Source organism: Shouchella rhizosphaerae, assembly GCF_036700015.1.
Taxonomy (GTDB): domain Bacteria; phylum Bacillota; class Bacilli; order Bacillales; family Bacillaceae_D; genus Shouchella; species Shouchella rhizosphaerae.
In genome coordinates, this window is the sequence record NZ_CP144921.1 from 1,094,654 (window position 1) to 1,111,320 (window position 16,667).

At 45.2% G+C, this 16,667-nt stretch carries 15 protein-coding genes; 4 read left to right on the forward strand and 11 right to left on the reverse strand.

Translation table 11 applies throughout. From position 1 onward, the window contains the following. Positions 1–10 precede the first annotated feature (10 nt). The 6 genes from V5G21_RS05725 to V5G21_RS05750 form a co-directional block, all read right to left on the reverse strand. Positions 11–2,422: an NEAT domain-containing protein gene (locus tag V5G21_RS05725; protein ID WP_095294027.1), complete on the reverse strand. Its 2,412-nt coding sequence runs from the start codon at positions 2,420–2,422 to the stop codon at positions 11–13. 16 nt (positions 2,423–2,438) lie between these two features. Then, the gene (isdC, locus tag V5G21_RS05730; RefSeq protein ID WP_063609804.1) at positions 2,439–3,131 is read right to left on the reverse strand and encodes a heme uptake protein IsdC; all 693 of its coding nucleotides are present in this window, start codon (positions 3,129–3,131) and stop codon (positions 2,439–2,441) included. Positions 3,132–3,178: 47 nt separating this feature from the next. Further along, complete coding sequence (gene isdG, locus V5G21_RS05735; protein ID WP_011248264.1) at positions 3,179–3,502, reverse strand: heme oxygenase; 324 nt, start codon at positions 3,500–3,502, stop codon at positions 3,179–3,181. Between the two features lie 81 nt (positions 3,503–3,583). Then, positions 3,584–4,591, reverse strand: coding sequence for a FecCD family ABC transporter permease (locus tag V5G21_RS05740; protein WP_011248265.1), 1,008 nt, complete (start codon positions 4,589–4,591; stop codon positions 3,584–3,586). Beyond that, the gene (locus V5G21_RS05745; protein WP_011248266.1) at positions 4,588–5,538 is read right to left on the reverse strand and encodes an ABC transporter substrate-binding protein; all 951 of its coding nucleotides are present in this window, start codon (positions 5,536–5,538) and stop codon (positions 4,588–4,590) included. The genes V5G21_RS05740 and V5G21_RS05745 overlap by 4 nt, the downstream gene beginning before the upstream one ends. Before the next feature lie 232 nt (positions 5,539–5,770). Continuing rightward, positions 5,771–6,904 (reverse strand): zinc-dependent alcohol dehydrogenase, encoded by a 1,134-nt coding sequence (locus V5G21_RS05750; RefSeq protein ID WP_011248267.1) that lies wholly within the window; start codon positions 6,902–6,904, stop codon positions 5,771–5,773. 131 nt (positions 6,905–7,035) lie between these two features. Between V5G21_RS05750 and V5G21_RS05755 the strand changes: the two genes are divergently transcribed. Further along, on the forward strand, positions 7,036–7,821 hold the full coding sequence (locus tag V5G21_RS05755) for a class I SAM-dependent methyltransferase (RefSeq protein ID WP_095254973.1): 786 nt from the start codon (positions 7,036–7,038) through the stop codon (positions 7,819–7,821). A 38-nt stretch (positions 7,822–7,859) separates the two neighbouring features. On the opposite strand, the gene V5G21_RS05760 is transcribed toward V5G21_RS05755, so the two are convergent. Next, a complete protein-coding gene (locus V5G21_RS05760; protein WP_095236570.1) occupies positions 7,860–8,483 on the reverse strand; it encodes a TetR/AcrR family transcriptional regulator in 624 nt (207 codons plus the stop codon). A 171-nt stretch (positions 8,484–8,654) separates the two neighbouring features. On the opposite strand from V5G21_RS05760, the gene V5G21_RS05765 reads away from it, so the two are divergent. Continuing rightward, complete coding sequence (locus V5G21_RS05765; protein WP_338465342.1) at positions 8,655–10,121, forward strand: MDR family MFS transporter; 1,467 nt, start codon at positions 8,655–8,657, stop codon at positions 10,119–10,121. A 94-nt stretch (positions 10,122–10,215) separates the two neighbouring features. Here the strand turns inward: V5G21_RS05765 and V5G21_RS05770 are convergent, their stop codons facing one another. Next, a complete protein-coding gene (locus V5G21_RS05770) occupies positions 10,216–11,469 on the reverse strand; it encodes an MFS transporter (RefSeq protein ID WP_338465343.1) in 1,254 nt (417 codons plus the stop codon). 264 nt (positions 11,470–11,733) lie between these two features. On the opposite strand from V5G21_RS05770, the gene V5G21_RS05775 reads away from it, so the two are divergent. Further along, a complete protein-coding gene (locus tag V5G21_RS05775) occupies positions 11,734–12,510 on the forward strand; it encodes a 3-hydroxybutyrate dehydrogenase (RefSeq protein ID WP_035203209.1) in 777 nt (258 codons plus the stop codon). 293 nt (positions 12,511–12,803) lie between these two features. Here the strand turns inward: V5G21_RS05775 and V5G21_RS05780 are convergent, their stop codons facing one another. Further along, positions 12,804–13,646 carry a LysR family transcriptional regulator gene (locus tag V5G21_RS05780; RefSeq protein ID WP_338465344.1) on the reverse strand — a complete coding sequence of 281 codons (843 nt, stop codon included), beginning with the start codon at positions 13,644–13,646 and terminating at the stop codon, positions 12,804–12,806. 155 nt (positions 13,647–13,801) lie between these two features. Between V5G21_RS05780 and V5G21_RS05785 the strand changes: the two genes are divergently transcribed. After that, a complete protein-coding gene (locus V5G21_RS05785; RefSeq protein ID WP_338465345.1) occupies positions 13,802–14,713 on the forward strand; it encodes an alpha/beta hydrolase in 912 nt (303 codons plus the stop codon). A 114-nt stretch (positions 14,714–14,827) separates the two neighbouring features. On the opposite strand, the gene V5G21_RS05790 is transcribed toward V5G21_RS05785, so the two are convergent. Both V5G21_RS05790 and V5G21_RS05795 read right to left on the reverse strand, forming a co-directional pair. Beyond that, a complete protein-coding gene (locus V5G21_RS05790; RefSeq protein WP_011248275.1) occupies positions 14,828–15,667 on the reverse strand; it encodes a sugar phosphate isomerase/epimerase family protein in 840 nt (279 codons plus the stop codon). Further along, positions 15,651–16,655, reverse strand: coding sequence for a Gfo/Idh/MocA family oxidoreductase (locus tag V5G21_RS05795; protein WP_338465347.1), 1,005 nt, complete (start codon positions 16,653–16,655; stop codon positions 15,651–15,653). The genes V5G21_RS05790 and V5G21_RS05795 overlap by 17 nt, the downstream gene beginning before the upstream one ends. Positions 16,656–16,667 lie beyond the last annotated feature (12 nt).

The window sequence follows — 16,667 nt, forward strand, 5'->3', positions numbered from 1 at the left end:
GGGCTTTTCATTAATTGGCTGAAAACCGCTTGTTGCGGCGTTTCCAAATAAAATAGATACTTGATGCGACGAGCAAGGCCGCATACAAACCAATCATCGCCATATCGCCCGTTTTGGCATTGGCAACATAATCACCGCTTAATTGCTTTAGCCCATTCTCATCTTTTAGTTGGCCCCGCTTATAATCAAGGTTTTCCCCATTCGGCCCTTTGCCGTTTTGACCAACATTGCCCGTATTGTTATCATTGCCGTTATTGCCTTTTTTTGTTGGCTCTGTGGCTGGAGGGGGTGTTTCCCCTTTTTCAATCAGGTTAAGGCTAGCTGTGTCAAACGCAATTTGCACATCGTATTTATTGTCATAACCAATATCAGGAACAATGACATGCACCCATGCGTTGACGCGTGTTTCTAATGAGTCTGTTTCAAAACGGACTACGCGTTTCCTAGCTGCTTCATCTTCAGAAACCACTTCAGGGCGCTCGCCTTCAATCTTTAAATCGTTATACCAGTCGCTATGTGTCAATGTGAGATCAACGGTATACTCGCCGTCTTTCACATAAACGGTCGCCGGCTTCTCCGTATAGCCATCCATCACTGAAATGTCTTCAGTGCCGTCTTTGTAAACAGCGAAATCCACTTCGTAACGACCATCTTCTAACTGGTTAACGTCAACAGGCGGTTCGTTTCCATTGTTTCCTCCATTGCCGCCATTGCCGCCAGGATTTCTGCCGTTTCCGCCGTTGTGATTGTTTCCTCCATGATTGCCAGTATTTCCACCGTTATTTCCATTTTGTCCCTCTCCAGGATCTGGGCTTCCTGGCAACTCAGGATCCGGATCCTTCTCAATCAACTTAATCGAATCGACGTCAAATGCCAGTTGTGTGTTGTACTCATTGTCATACTCAAATCCTGGAATGTCTTTGACGACAATGTGCACCCAAGCGTTCGTTTTTTCGTTAAGGTTACTAACAGGGAAACGGACAACACGTTTATCAGCCTCTACGTCCGTTAAAACAACCTCAGGCCGTTCCCCTGCAATCTTAAGATCCTTATACCAACTGCTGTGAAGCAACGTTAAATCAACAGTAAACTCGCCATCCTTCACGTACAAAGTCGCTGGTTTTTCCGTGTAGCCATCCATAACCGAGACGTCCTCTGTGCCATCTTTCAAAAAGGTAAAGTCAATTTCATAACGTCCATTGGCGAGATTGTCTATTTTTCCGCTAGGGGCTGTTCCAGAGTTGCCTGTTCCTGGCTTTTCGGTCCCTGGTTCCTCGGCACTTGGCTCTTCTGTTCCTGGCTCTTCTGTTCCTGGCTCTTCTGTTCCTGGTTCTTCTGCTCCCGGTTCCTCAGTTCCTGGCTCTTCAGTTCCTGGTTCGTCGGTTCCTGGTTCTTCTGTTGCTGGCTCCTCTGCTCCTGGTTCCTCAATACCTGGTTCTTCAGGTGCAGGCAACGCTTCAATTCCTTCAACATCAAACAACAGACGGAAACTTTGTGTATTTTCATATACGTCTCCGTTTGGCATTGAAACGCGCATCGACACGTTTGCGTTTGCTGGCTTGTCCAAATCTGTTACCGTATATGCATACGTACGGGTATTGGCCTCTCCGTCTTCTTTGACAACCTCGCCATCGTAAAACGTGCCATTCTCTTCAAATTGGAGCGCTGTAATTTGATGGCTGTCTTTCACTGTTAAGGCAACCGTTTGAACACCGTCTTTCACGCTCAACTGAGCTGGATTTACTAAATAACGGCTCATCGTCGAATCGCGGTCTTCTGTTGCATGCTTAGCTGCGAATGGAATCGTATACTCGCCATCTTCCAGTACGACTGGTTCCTCCGTTCCCGGTTCTTCAGTACCTGGCTCCTCCGTTCCCGGTTCTTCAGTACCTGGCTCCTCTGTGCCTGGTTCTTCAGTGCCTGGTTCTTCGACAGTTGGAGGCTCGTCTAATTCAATTATGGAGATTCCATTTATGTCAAAAACAATTTGCACATCATATTTATTGTCGTATTCGAATCCAGGGATGCCAGTAACAATGATGTGGACATAGGCATCAAGTTTTTCATCTAATTGGGAAACGGGAAAACGGACGACGCGTTCATTTTTGCCCGTATCCTCGGAAATCGTTTCTGGCTGTGCGCCTTCGACCTTAAAGTCTTGGTACCAGTTGCTATTCGTAAGCGTCATATCAATTTCATAGCTGCCGTCTTTTACATAAAGCGTGGCTGGCTTTTTTGTATAACCATCCATGACCGACGTCTCATCAGTTCCATTTTTAAGCACTTTAAAAGGGATTTCATAAGTGCCGTTTTGCAATGGCTCGCTGGCCGCCGAAGCTGTGTTTGCAAATGTCGGCAGCACGGTAGCGAATACAAGCAAGAGAGAAAGAAATCCATTAATCAAACGGTTTCGCACATTCATGTTTACCTCTCCTCCTTCACGAAACTTGTCTTAGACGTTTGCGAAGGAGTACAATAGCACTGACGATGGCAAGGCTGCTAAGCAAAGCAATGGGTGCGGCATCGTTTGTTTGCGGATTGTCCTCCTCCGTTGGTTTGCTTGTGTCTGTGTGTGTGCGTTTGCCTTCGTCTTCAGACGATTGGGCCGTTCCCAGCGGCTCATCGTCTTTTTTATCTTCTTCGTTTTTGTCTTCTTCGCTTGATGCAGCCGTTTCCAAAGCAGTTAAACTATTTTCATTAAAATCAAAGCGAATCGTGTAATGATGGTCATAATCAATATCAGGAACGATCACATGGATTTTTGCTTCGGTCATGTCGTCAATTCCTTCAAGGGGAAATTGCACAACTCTTGTATCGGCCCCTTCATCTTCCGAAACGACAGCTACATCTGCAAAACCGCCATTTGTTGGCGTTTGGAATGCAACAATCCATGAACTATGGTTTAGTTTCATTTCTGCTGTGATCTCACCGTTTTTAACATGCAATGTTGCTGGCTTCTCCCAGTAGTCATTGGCAATGGAAGCCGAAGGATCAGTTGCATGCATGACCGTATAATCAATCGTATAGGTCCCGTCTGCTAGCTCGGCACTGGCGTAGTCAGAATTAGCTCCGAGCACGAACAGCGCGACCATACTTAGCAGGAACATCATGTTTCTTAGTCGAATACCCATTGTTCTCCTCCCTTAGTCGTTGTACTGCTTGGTAAAAGACCCCTTTATTATTGTGCTTGTGCAATCGGCATGCGAACTACTTCAACATCGTAAAATTCGATTTCATTGCCTAAGATATAATCTGGGCGAGCGTTTCGGCCTGAATGTGCTTCACGGAAAGCTTCGCTTTTCGTCCACGCATGAAAATCGGCTTTCGTTTCCCAACGGGTGCTAATTGTTACTTCATCGACCTCTTTTTCCTTTGCGTTAACAAGGACTTCAAGGCCAAGAAACCCTTTTTGCATTTCAATTTTGCCAATCTTGTCAAAACGCTTAACGAGTTTATGGCCTTCCCCTTTACGAATCAACGTTTTGTTTGCCACAATCACCATTTTATTTCCTCCTCTTTTTTCACATTGTCGCTGCCGTTCTGCTTACACGTATGCTCACCTCCTTTACTAAAACGACGCGCGCTAATGCGTTATTTTGTTGTACTTAAGCAAAACCAGGAAAAACGGCGCTCCGAGACAAGCGAGCAAAATGCCGACTGGAAGCTCGATTGGATCAAACACTGTTCTGGCCACAGTGTCTGTTAAAACAACAAGGGCTGCTCCGCCAATAATCGAAAATGGCAGCAAATAGCGGTAATCACTGCCGATAAAAAGACGGACCATATGGGGAACGACAAGGCCGACAAAACTGAGCAAACCAGCGACGCTCACTGCCGCTCCTGCTAAAAAAGCGGCAAGCAAAATAAGCCACAAGCGAAACCGTTCGACTGGCGCGCCAAGCAATCGTGCCGTGTCATCACCTAACAGCAACAAATTGATTGGTCTAATTGCAAAAATCGATAACAACAGCCCTATTAATGCATAAGGCAGGACAAATTCAACATGAAACCAACCTCTTCCTTGAAATCCTCCTGCTAACCAAGGAAGAATCGACTGGACCCTATCACTAAATAAAATAAAAATTCCGCTTTGAATTGCTCCCAAAAAGGCATTCACTGCAATTCCAGCTAAAATAAGCTTCAAAGGAGAAGTGCCTTTTTCCCAGGCAAGTACATAAATCGTTCCCGTTGCTAAAAGCGCACCGATAAAAGCAAAGCCAGGAAGCAAATAGCCTAGCTGTGGCAACGCGACCATGGCGATGCTTGCAGCAAGCCCTCCTCCCGCTGTCACGCCAATGATGCTTGGATCGGCTAATGGATTTTTCATTAAACCTTGCAATATCGCGCCAGAGGCCGCTAAGCATGCCCCTGCAAGTGCGGCGACTATGATGCGCGGCAACCTAATATTCACAATCACCGCTCTATTTGTTTCTGTGCCCTCTCCTGTTAAAACGGCGCCAATGTCTCCTAACGAAAATGGCACAGCTCCTAGCATAAGCCCACCGGCCATCGAAACGAGCAAAACCAATGGCAAAGAGATCAAAAGTCCTTTTCTTCTTCTAGCCCGTTTAGCAAGCACTAGCTCGCTCACTGTTCTGCACCGTCTTCTTCTAGTAACGCACGCATATAATCAAGCGCTTCCGTTATGTTTGTGCCAGGATTGGTGCCAAATAAATCAGCAGGCAAAAGCTCAAGCTTCCCTTCTTTAACAGCTGGCAACTGCGACCAGCCAGCATGTTGCTCCATTTCCTTGATAAAACCATCCTGGACGTTGGCAGGATCACCATGGGCCATAAATAAGATCCGATCTGGATTTGCTTCCATAATCCGTTCTGGCGAAAGCGCCGCATATTGTGGAAACTCATCTAACTGTTCAAAAGACGCCGCTACGTTTTCTCCGCCTGCAATGTCGAGAATGTCACCGGCTAGCGAATTTGGAAGCGCTGCTAAATTGGAACCAGGCGCTCCATAAACAAGCAGTACTTTATCTTTTTTATGTAAAGGGTTGGCAGAAAGCTCTTGCTTTTTTTCTTTAATTGTCGCGATCTGTTTCTCTGCTTCTTCCTGCTCTTGCAATGCTTGACCGATCAACTCGATTTGTTGTTCAATTTCGCTGACAGAATTGGCGCTAGTAAGGAGAACATCGGCGCCCATTCCTTCTATAGCAGGGACATCCTTCTCATTCATCGGGAAACTACCAAGTACTAGATCAGGATTGGCAAACGTTAAACGTTCCATGTCAATTTCATGGGACGACCCTACTTGCGCGGCCTCTTCTGCTTCCGCTACAATAGCAGGTTCTGCGCTCGTCGGCCTTCCAACAACCTCCTTCCCTAAGGCATAAACAATATCTAGCTCACCATTTCCTAATACAGCGATTCGCTCAGGGGGGTGTTCAAAGGAAACCGTTCGCTCTGCGAAGTCGGTGACAGAATAAGCCCCTTCCTTACTAGGCTCTTTGTTCTCTGTTTCTGAACTGGCCCCTTGGCAACCTGCAAGCAATAGAAAAACCGCAAAAGCACATGCTTTTTTATTCATTTCCTTCACACCTTAAAGATAATGAGAAACAATATCATTTACCATTCAATTATTATGATAATGAGAATCAATATCAATGTCAATTGCTAGTTTCATTGTTTTTCAAGTTTCTTGTTCTTTTTGTTAAATATTGTTGCTTGTTGATAACAAGTGTTTTGGACAAAAAACAACCGCTAGGAGGGCCTATGCTATCCTAGCAGTTATCGGCAACACCATTTGACTGATTGATTGGTTAAGGCTTCAAAACCACTTTGATGCAGCCATCTTTCTTATTATTAAATAGATCGTACCCTTTTGGCGCATCACTTAGAGCAAGTTTATGGGTGATAATGCTTGTTGGATTAATCAATCCTTTGCTGATTTGTTCATACAGCGTCTCCATATAGGCGCGTGCAGGCGCCTGTCCCATTTTTAAAGTGACATTGCGGCTAAAAAATGCGCCTAAAGGAAAGAGGTTATAATTGCCACCGTACACGCCAGTCAATTGGACGATGCCGCATTTTTTGACGGCCTTAGTAGCGATTTGGATTGGCCCTAATGTCCCGCCTTGTAATTTCAATTTTTGTTCCACCATTTCTAATGGAGACTTTTTTCCGTCCATGCCAACGCAATCAATGACGACGTCTGCGCCGCCTTTTGTCAATTCTTTTAATGTTTCGCCTGTGTCTTTGTCTTTTGTAAAATCAAATGTTTCCGTGTGATTCATTTGCCTTGCCTTTTCGAGCCGATAATCAAAATAATCGACAGCAATGACCCGTTCTGCCCCTTGTTGCCAGGCAAATGCTTGCGTCATCAAGCCGACTGGGCCGCAGCCAAGCACAATGACTGTATCGCCTTTCTTTACGCCTGCATGAACTACGCTCCAATATGCAGTTGGGAGAACATCAGATAAAAACAACACTTGCTCGTCCTCTAATTCGCAATCGTCTGGCAAACGAAATGGCGTGTAATTGCCAAAAGGGACACGCAAATATTCTGCTTGTCCGCCTGGATAATCGCCGAATTTTTCCGAGTAGCCAAATAAACCTCCGGAATCATAATGAGGATTTGAGCGGTCGCACTGGCTTTCTTGGTGGTTTTGGCAATAAGGACAATGTCCGCATGCGACTGTAAAGGGGATCACCACTCGGTCTCCCTTTTTGACTTTCGTTACTTCTGGCCCTGTTTCTTCAACGATGCCCATTGGTTCGTGCCCGATAACAAACCCTTTTGGCGTATACATGTTGCCTTGGTACAAATGCAAATCCGAGCCGCAAATCGCCGTTGACGTAATGCGGACAATGACGTCTTCTGGATCTTGGATTTCCGGTGCTTTTATAGTCGATACTTCCACATGATTCATTCCCTGGTACGTGACAGCTTTCATTCAATAAACCTCCTTTAAAGGATAGTTTGTCAAAGCTTATTGATGCTATTCATCCTCCACACTCCATTCTCAAAACAATGCTTTTTCTAGTCTTTCTTTTTCGTTATAATCAAGGAAAGGAGAATGCTGATATGAACAAACGATCCCCATTCAATGATCACTGGAACTCTAATTTGTACGATAATCGCCATGCATTTGTCTCAAAATTCGGAAACCATCTTCTCGAATTATTGCAGCCAACAAAAAAGGAAGCCATCCTTGATCTCGGCTCAGGGACTGGCGATTTAGCAAATGAGTTGGCCAAACTTGGGGCAGTCGTCACAGGCGTCGACCAATCGTCGAATATGGTTGCTAAGGCCCGTTCAAAATATCCACACCTTTTATTTGATGTGGCCGATGCCACCAACCTGCCGTTCACTGAAACGTTCGATGCCGTCTTATCCAATGCGGTCTTGCATTGGGTATTAGACGCGGAAGCCGCATTAAAAAGCATATGGAGGGCACTAAAACCAGGAGGGCGTTTTGTCGCCGAATTCGGCGGCAAAGGGAACGTTGAAACGATCACAACGGAATTGGTTGCTCAAATTAAGCAGGCAGGATATCCATATTCGAGCAAGCAATTCCCTTGGTATTTCCCTTCCATTGGGGAATATACTTCTTTAATGGAGAAAACAGGCTTTTCCGTTTCATTTGCCCGGCTTTATGAACGGCCCACCCCTTTAGAAGGAGCAGACGGCTTCCGCAATTGGCTTGAAATGTTTGCAAATCCTTTCTTTAACGAAATCGATGAACAGGACAAACAAGCGATTATCGCCAAAACAGAAATCGCCCTTCAACCAGTTCTGATGGAAGAAGGGCAGTGGATCGCCGATTACAAACGGCTTATGGTGGTTGGCTACAAAATACCTATAAAATAGCAAAAACAATCCGCTGGCAATCCAGCGGATTGTTTTACTTACATCCATTCCTCAAGCAAGGGCATCATGAGCCGGTCCACAATCCGCTCTATATAGGAACGGTCAAACGGTTTGCGGATAATCCAAGCCCGGTACATCATTAAGGCAGGGCCGACATCGGAAAGCAAATCCAAATCTTTTGTTGCAAGCTGGTGGCCTTCCTTTAGAAATGGAGAAATAACCGCTTCCACCGCAGAGCGATGCAGGCTATTAAAATGGGTATGCAACCCTTGTTCTAGGTCACTGTGATTGGCGAGCGCAGAGCCAATTTGCGCCATAGCCTGTTGATGCGTTTCATGCTCATTTTGGAACGTGGTCGAGAGCAAATCAATTAACTGCTCCCGCAGCCCTTTGCTTTTGTCCAATTGTTCTAACAATGTCTCGTACGGGCTCATGAACGAAGCAGCGTCAATGACAAGCTCCACTTTTGAACACCAACGCCTGTAAATCGTCGCTTTTCCTACTTTGGCCCGTTGGGCGATTGCTTCAATGGTGAGAGCGTCAAACCCATGCTGCGCTAACAAGTCGAGTGTAGCTTCTAAGATTGCTTTATTCAACGAAAGGTCAAGGGGACGACCGCGCTTCCCTTCCTCTTTTTGTTGTTGCTCCCCGTTTTGCCCCATGAATGCTACCGCCTTTCCTCAAATCTCCTAACAACTCCTTACATTTCATCATACCATTTCCTAATTTTGCGAGCAAATACGATTCTATTGCGTTTCGTAATTGGAGGTGGTAAGATAACTTAGCTGAACGCACGCGTTCCGTATGTTTTATAAGGAAGGAGAATCTCCAAAATGGCTCACGTTTCACAAGAACCATCGGCGGCAGCGACGACGGAAACCGTACAAGTCAAAGTGCTGCCTTTACTTGCTGTATTATTATCTGGGGCATTTGTCGCTATCTTAAGCGAAACCATTTTAAATGTTGCCTTAAACGCTATTATGAGCGATTTTGGTGTGGCTTCCAGTACAGCCCAATGGCTTGTTACAGGCTATATGTTAGTAATAGGCACATTAATCCCCATCTCTGCGTATTTTATGCAACGTTTTACGACGCGGCAATTGTTTATTACAGCGATGTCGCTGTTTACACTCGGCACATTAATAGCTGGATTTAGTCCAGTATTTGCTATGTTGCTTGTCGGCCGGTTGACGCAGGCAGTCGGGACAGCGCTCATGATTCCCCTGCTCACGAACGTCATTTTAGCCGTTATTCCAATCGAGCGCCGAGGCGCTGCCATGGGGATGGTCGGACTTGTCATTATGTTTGCCCCGGCAATTGGACCGACTGTGTCTGGTATCATTGTCGATAGCCTGTCATGGCGCTGGCTTTTTTATTTTATTACGCCCATCTCTTTATTGTCGTTGCTATTTGGCGTAAAAGTTTTACGCAATATCGGAGAGACATCACGGCCGAAACTTGATGTCGTTTCGTTTATCCTTTCGACACTCGGTTTTGGTGGAATTGTCTTTGGCTTTAGTGCGGCAGGCAAAGGGGACGCCTCTTTTACAGACCCCCTCGTCTATTCGACTCTGTTAATTGGTTTTGCGAGTCTCTGCATTTTTGGCTGGCGCCAACTGAAATTGGAAACGCCGCTGTTAGACATACGTGTTTTCCGCTACCCGATGTTTCTAATTGGCCTTATTGTCGTGATGCTCGTCATGATGACAATGTTCGCCATGATGCTCATTATGCCGATTTATATGCAAGGGGCATTGTTATTTACGGCTGTTACAGCTGGGCTCATTATGCTCCCAGGCGGGCTTCTCAATGGTGCCCTTTCTCCGGTAATGGGACGGCTTTTTGACAAATTTGGTCCACGGCCGCTGTTAATTCCAGGCACCATTATCCTTGCAGCGATTGTGTTTAGCTACCGCTATACAACGCCAGGTGTGCCAGTTTGGATCGTCATTGTCCAACTGGCGATTCTAATGGTTGCTGTCGCCATGATTATGATGCCTACCAATACAAACGGGCTTAACCAACTGCCGGCAAGACTTTACCCTCACGGAACAGCGATTATGAACACGCTTATGCAAGTCGCTGGCGCAATCGGCGCCGCTTTGTTTATTTCTGTCATGGAAAACGGCCAACAACGTTATTTGGCTAATTTAGGCATTAGCGAGCCGACCGCTGAACAGACGGTCGAAGCGCTCCTATACGGTTCCCAACAAAGCTTCTCCACTGGTTTCTTTTTTGCTTGTGCAGCAGTCGTTCTTTCATTTTTTATCAAGCGCAGCAAACAAACACAAGCCGAATAAAAATGTGCACCCCTTGCGAAAAGGGGGCACATTTTTTTGGTTTATTCTCCTATCATCAAATTTTGCAGCAGAGCAGACATAAAAACGATATCGCTCAACTGCCCCGTTCATGCTTCTCTTTGTTTTGAGAAATCATCCGAAACAAGTTGGTATACAATGCCGCGCTCGCCAGTGAACAAACAAGCATGAAAAAAAATATCCCTAACGGAGCCACCCATGTAGCAAATAAAATCGTAAGGGGGGCTAGCATTCGTCCAACTGTATATTGTAAATTGGAAGCGCCAATGTACATTGCCCTTGATTCCATAGGCGCATAACGACTTACAAAACTATCAGAAATTGGCGCTCGCAATAGTTCACCGACTGTAAAGACAACGGTCAATAATAACAATGACCAAATCGTCGACACGAAACCGAGTGCAAACATGCCGATACCTGAGAGCAAGCAGGAGAAGACAAACAGATCTCGTTCTTTCCACCTTTTTGTCCAATTGGCAAGCGGAAAAACGAGCATAACAAACAGCAGGCCGTTTAACGCTAGCATCCAACCTAGAATGGTCTCGCCTGTCAGCAACATACTACCTAATTCAAAAAATAAGAAGCGCTGATCTGGTATTTCCGTCACAATGTAATAGGCCAAATACAAGTCTAGTTGCATGATGGTCATAACGGAGAAAACACCGGCAATAATAAAACGGGCAAACACCCGGTCGCCCAAAATATGCCCGTATGCAACGCAAGCATGCTTCACCCCAGCGATAACAGAAACTTGTTTTTCATGTGTGCTTGTTGGTTTTGTTTCGTTGACAAACAAAATTAGGCACAATAAATAAAGCAGTAATACACTTGCGGTCGTCCATAGCAGTATTTGGCGAAATTGAAAAAAGAGAAAAGCTCCCATTACTGGACCGACGACAGCACCCATATTGTTCGTGGTTGCAAATAGCGCAAATACGTCGCGCCTCTCCTCTTCAGGTACGACATCAGCTACCATTGCCAGACTTGGCGCACGGTATAGAGCGCTTCCAAGCGCAATGCCGATAAATGCAGCATAATCAAGCCAAGGGGAAAAGGAACAAGCAAAGAAAACAAACATCACTGTTTGTATAGCCGCCCCTCCTATTAGGATAGGACGCCGTCCGAAATGGTCGGCTAGATTTCCACTTGCCAAATTTCCGATCATGCTGACAAGAGGCGGAAGCATCATAAATGCTCCAGCAACTTCACTGCCCAAAGTCATGCTAAAATAGAGAGCAATAAACGGAAAATACATCCAATAACAAATGTTAAACAGCCCTTCACCGACTAAACGCACTTTCAGATTCCGATCAAGGCGTTTCCAATACACGCAACGCTCCTCTTTTCACTGTATTCCTGGCCAGGTGCCTTTTATTTTATGAAGTAGGAGAATAAAAATATAGACTTATATTCAGAAATATTTTATACTAATAATAAGAAAATAAAGGAAGCGATTTTTCTCTTTAGCTGCTGCAACAAACGAACATATGTTTTTTGGCACTTTGATAAAAAAGAAGTGTTTTTTTTATGCCTGTAAACGAAGACGCACTTCTTTCAGTCTATTGGCCATTTCACAGCGCCTATTGGAGGTTTTATGATGAAAGGAACGGTTGTACTGATTACTGGTGCAGCAAGCGGGATCGGCTTTCATTTAGCTCAACGTTTTGCCGCTGAAGGAGCGAGCGTTATGGTTGCCGATGTGCATGCTGACAGCTTGCACAAAGCGACATTGGCATTGACGGAAAACGGCTACGTTGCTAAAGGCATCCAAACAGACGTTACGAATGAGAACGAAGTAAAAGCGATGGTTCAAAAAACAGTTGCTTGTTTTGGACGAATTGATGTGCTTATTAACAACGCAGGCATGCAACATGTATCACCGATTGAAGACTTTCCAACAGAGACATACAAGCTCCTCGTTGACATTATGCTTGTTGGCCCATTTATGGCAATTAAACACGTCATGCCCATTATGAGGAAACAACAGTTTGGCCGGATTATCAACATGTCTTCCATTAACGGCTTAATTGGCTTTTCTGGTAAGGCGGCTTATAACAGCGCAAAGCATGGCATTATCGGCCTATCGAAAGTCGCTGCCCTCGAAACGGCTGAAGACGGAATAACCGTTAACTGCATTGCCCCAGGATATATTGACACCCCCCTTGTCCGCAATCAAATGGAAGCTTTGGCGAAATCCCGCCAAGTGCCGGTAGAAAAAGTGTTAGATGATGTTATTTATCCACTTGTTCCACAAAAACGCTTGATTACTGTGGAAGAAGTCGCTAGTTTGGCGATATACCTCTCTTCTGCTGAGGCCAAAGGCATTACAGGACAAACACTCGTTGTGGATGGCGGCTACACCGTACAATAAAAGTGGGGGCACATCCTGTAGTACAATTGAAGCCGCGTTCTTTTCCACAATATTGTCCACAGACCGTAGAGATTATCCACATGAACCATCAACATATACACATATACACCACGTTTGTCCACTATTCATCTATATTTATAAACAAACAGCGGTATCTTATCCACAGAACCGTTTGTGCCCTTATTTTCTGACATGAAGCTATTGTTGTGCTCCATGTCTTATTTTTGATTCAGGAAAATCGACATCCTTAGATGGTGACAGGCCAAAAAAAGTGGGATGAAGGATGTCACCTTTTAGGTTTGCAAGAATTCCAGAAATGCGAGATAAGCTTTGTCAAGATACATATCCTTTCGATAAATAAAGAAAAGATTAATCATTTGATTAGGTTCAGGTAAGGAATGTATCGTTATATCCTTTTCCGCAAACTGTTTCAATACTAATGACTTTGGGATAATAGCCATTCCTAGGCCTGCTTGAACACAATGAATGATCGACTCAAGCGTGCCAAATTCAATAATACGATCAGGGCGATAGCCTTGTGTTTCCAGCCATTGATCGAGTTTCCCTTTATAAGGACAACATGGCCGTGTTAAGACGTTTCGTGTATGCCATTCAGTCAACGCTGTTGATTTTGATACAATGACAAGTTCTTCTTGAAAGACTGGAATCGCCTGAAGCTGCTGATCATGTATGGGGCCAAGCACAAAGGCCCCGTCGAGTTTGTAATCAAGAACATCGGCAATGAGTTCATGTGTTAAGGCAACGCGTAACGATAGTTCAACTTTAGGGTATTGCTTATTGTATGTCACTAATAACTGCGGCAGCCGTGTCGCTGCTGTTGTTTCGTTTGTTCCTAACGATAGTGACCCATTTGGTTCGTCATCATCTTGGATCATTTTCTCGGTTTCGTTGATGAGCAATAAGATTTGTTCTGCTTTCTTCAACAAAATGCGCCCTTTACCAGTTAAACTTACTCCCCGTGGATGACGATAAAACAACTTAGTCCCTAATGTTTCCTCAAGCTTTTTTATTCTTGCTGTTACATTTGATTGGACATAGTTAAGCTGCTCCGCAGTCTTCGTAATATTTTTTTGCTGAGCTAATGTTTTAAATATAAGCAGGTCTTTAATATCCACCTTTACCGTCTCCTTTGTTTTAACATCGTTGTTCGCCTATTCCATATCACTAAAAATGATCGGTACCTTTAAATTTAATCATTTTAAATTATAAAGGAAAGGGCTTACAATGCAATTGTATTGCTATAAAGATAGCAAAAGGAGGCGCTAGACAAATGGATGCTTGGAATGATTTTCAGTTATGCCAACTGAAGCATCGCTATGCTCGCGTGAATGGGATTCAACTACACTATGTTGAAGGAGGGGAGCAGCATTCTAATACGGTTGTCTTATTGCATGGCTTCCCACAAAGTTGGGTCTTATGGAGGTTCGTTATTCCCGATTTAGTAAAGCGTTATCGTGTACTCGCTGTCGATTTGAGAGGCTATGGGGATTCAGATAAACCAGAAGGAATAGAAGGCTATACGAAAGCGAACATGGCCAAAGATATTTATGACCTTGTGACCCATTTACGATTAGAAAAAGTGACTTTGATTGGGCATGACCGGGGGGCTAGAGTAGCCAGAAGATTCGCCTTAGATTATCCTGACTATGTAGCAAGCCTTTGCCTCATCGATATTCTTCCTTTGGAATATGTTTATGACAACCTTTCTGCCTCGGAAGCTGCTAAAAAATATTGGCATTGGGTTTTTCAAGTAGTCGCAGAGTTGCCTGAAGCGCTCATTGAAGGTCGGGAAGAGGTTTATCTTGGGGCTTTGTTTAAACGAACGCCCCATTTACTGGAGCAATTAAAAGCTGACGGAGTTTGGGATGAATACGTACGTATTTGGAAGCAACCAGGTGGTTTTCAAGCCGCTCTGAACGATTATCGTGCGGCGCACAAGCTTGATTTACCGAACTATCGAGTAGAAAAAGAAATGAATAAAAACATCAATCAACCTTGTTTGCTGCTTTGGGGGGAAAACGGGAATTTGGCTGGTCAGCCTGTGCTTACGATATGGAAAGAAGTAGCGACGATGGTTACAGGGAAAGAGCTTGCTGGTTGTGGTCATTATGTTCCTGAAGAGCAGCCAGACGCTATGATGCAAGAGCTTGTGCCATTTTTAGAAGACATTTATCAAACATAGCAGGCATAATCCATGAGAAACCTCATTTAGACGAATAGAAAAACTTGTCTCCAGGCTGCAACATGGAGCGCGACCATTGCGCTCCATGTTTGAGGTTGTATAGCGAGCGTTTGTCTACAGGCTGACGAGAGAATCGCGTCCGAGCAACACATCAAGTTGCCGTGCCGTATCGTACGCGAGCGCAAAAGGATGCTCTTTGTACGGGGTCAGTTCAGCAGTTACTTCCCCATCATAGCCAATGGCCTTGAGTTCGGCGATCACCCTTTTAAAATCAACGTCACCGGCAAGCAAGTTCGTAAATCCATTCATGTTCCCAATCGTTTCTTTAAAATCCTTGACATGAACTTTTAAAATCCGCTTGCCTAAAATGCGGATCCACTGCTCAGGATAACCGAATGGCAATACATTGCCTACGTCAAAATAAGCGCCAGCATGCTCTGATTGCAGTGAATCAATAAACGTCTTCATCTCAAGGGGCGACAACAAAAAGCGATTCCAGACATTTTCAATTCCAATAGCGACGCCTAGCTCCTCCGCATACGGCAACAACGTTCTTAAAGCAGCAATGCTGTTCTGATAGCAAACATCATAAGGCGTTTCCTTTGTTACAACGCCTGGAACGACAAGGATCGTACTTGCCTCGATGGCAGAGGCCAACTCCAACATTTTTCGGACGATGCGCTTGCCTTCCTCTTGAATAGCGCTGTCCGCTGACGACAGAGGGAATTCCCAGAGCAAGGCAGTGGAAAGGCTGTCCGTTTCTAGTCCATGAGCTGCAATCGCTTGTTTGATTTGCTTTGCTTCTGCATGGCTCGTCTCCAACGTCAAGCCGATTGCCCCCGGCTGGCTGACATTGAGCTCAATCGCCTCAAACCCCGCTGCTTTTGTCCATTTTAAGACATTTTCGAGCGTTGTCTCTGGTGGATAACACCATTGGTTAATCCCTTTTTTCACGGCCTTCGTTCTCCTTTCCTTGGAGGACAACGACTTCTTTTGTAGCGGCCGCCTCATAGGCACCTAATGCGACTTCAAGCGCGCGCAAACCGTCATTCCCACTAATAGACGGGGCCCGGTTTGTTTGGACGCTGGCAATAAAGTCGCGGATAAGCCCGTCGTCCATGTCATCTCCCCAATACATGTAGCTGAGCCCGTTGCCATGGAACACATCAAACTTTTGCCCTTGGGCATCCACTTTTAAGGTCCCTTTCGTGCCAATAAACTCAATGGTCACATCGCCCCAAATGGGAAAATGGTCATTTCTCGACCAACTGCAGTCAAGGGTGGCAAACACGCCATTGTGAAAGGTGAATGTCAGCAATCCAGCATCATCAACGCCGTTGCCGGAAAACAATTGGTCTACTTCTGCGTATACTTGTGCCACCTCATCATCCAGCACCCACCTCATAATATCGACGACATGGACAGTATGGTCGATTACCGCGCCTCCGCCTGCTAACTCCTCGTCATTGAACCATCCGCCTGGATTTTTGCCACGGTTTGTCCCTTTAATCGCCACTATATCCCCAAATTCACCGGCATCAATGCGCTGTTTGGCACGGGCTACGGCTTCATTGAACCTTACTGGAAAAGCGGTTTGCAAGAGCACGCCTTCTTCGTTGCAAACGTCAATGATTTCTTGTGCATCTTCGGCTGTAGAGGCAAGAGGCTTTTCGCATAATACAGCAGCTTTTGCTCTTGCCGCTGCCACTGCATGTTCTTTATGGCGACTATTCTCACTTGTCACAACGACTGCGTCAAGTTTTTCGGCAAGCAACGCTTGGTAGGTAGGGTAATAGGCCGTTTCATATGTTTTCGCGGCTTGTTTGCCCCTTTCTTGGTCATCATCAGCGATTCCTACCAACTCGACATCTTCTATGTTCCGTAAACTCGACGCATATGAATAGGCATGACCGTGCGCAAAACTGATTATTCCTACTCTCACTTCATCTCCTCC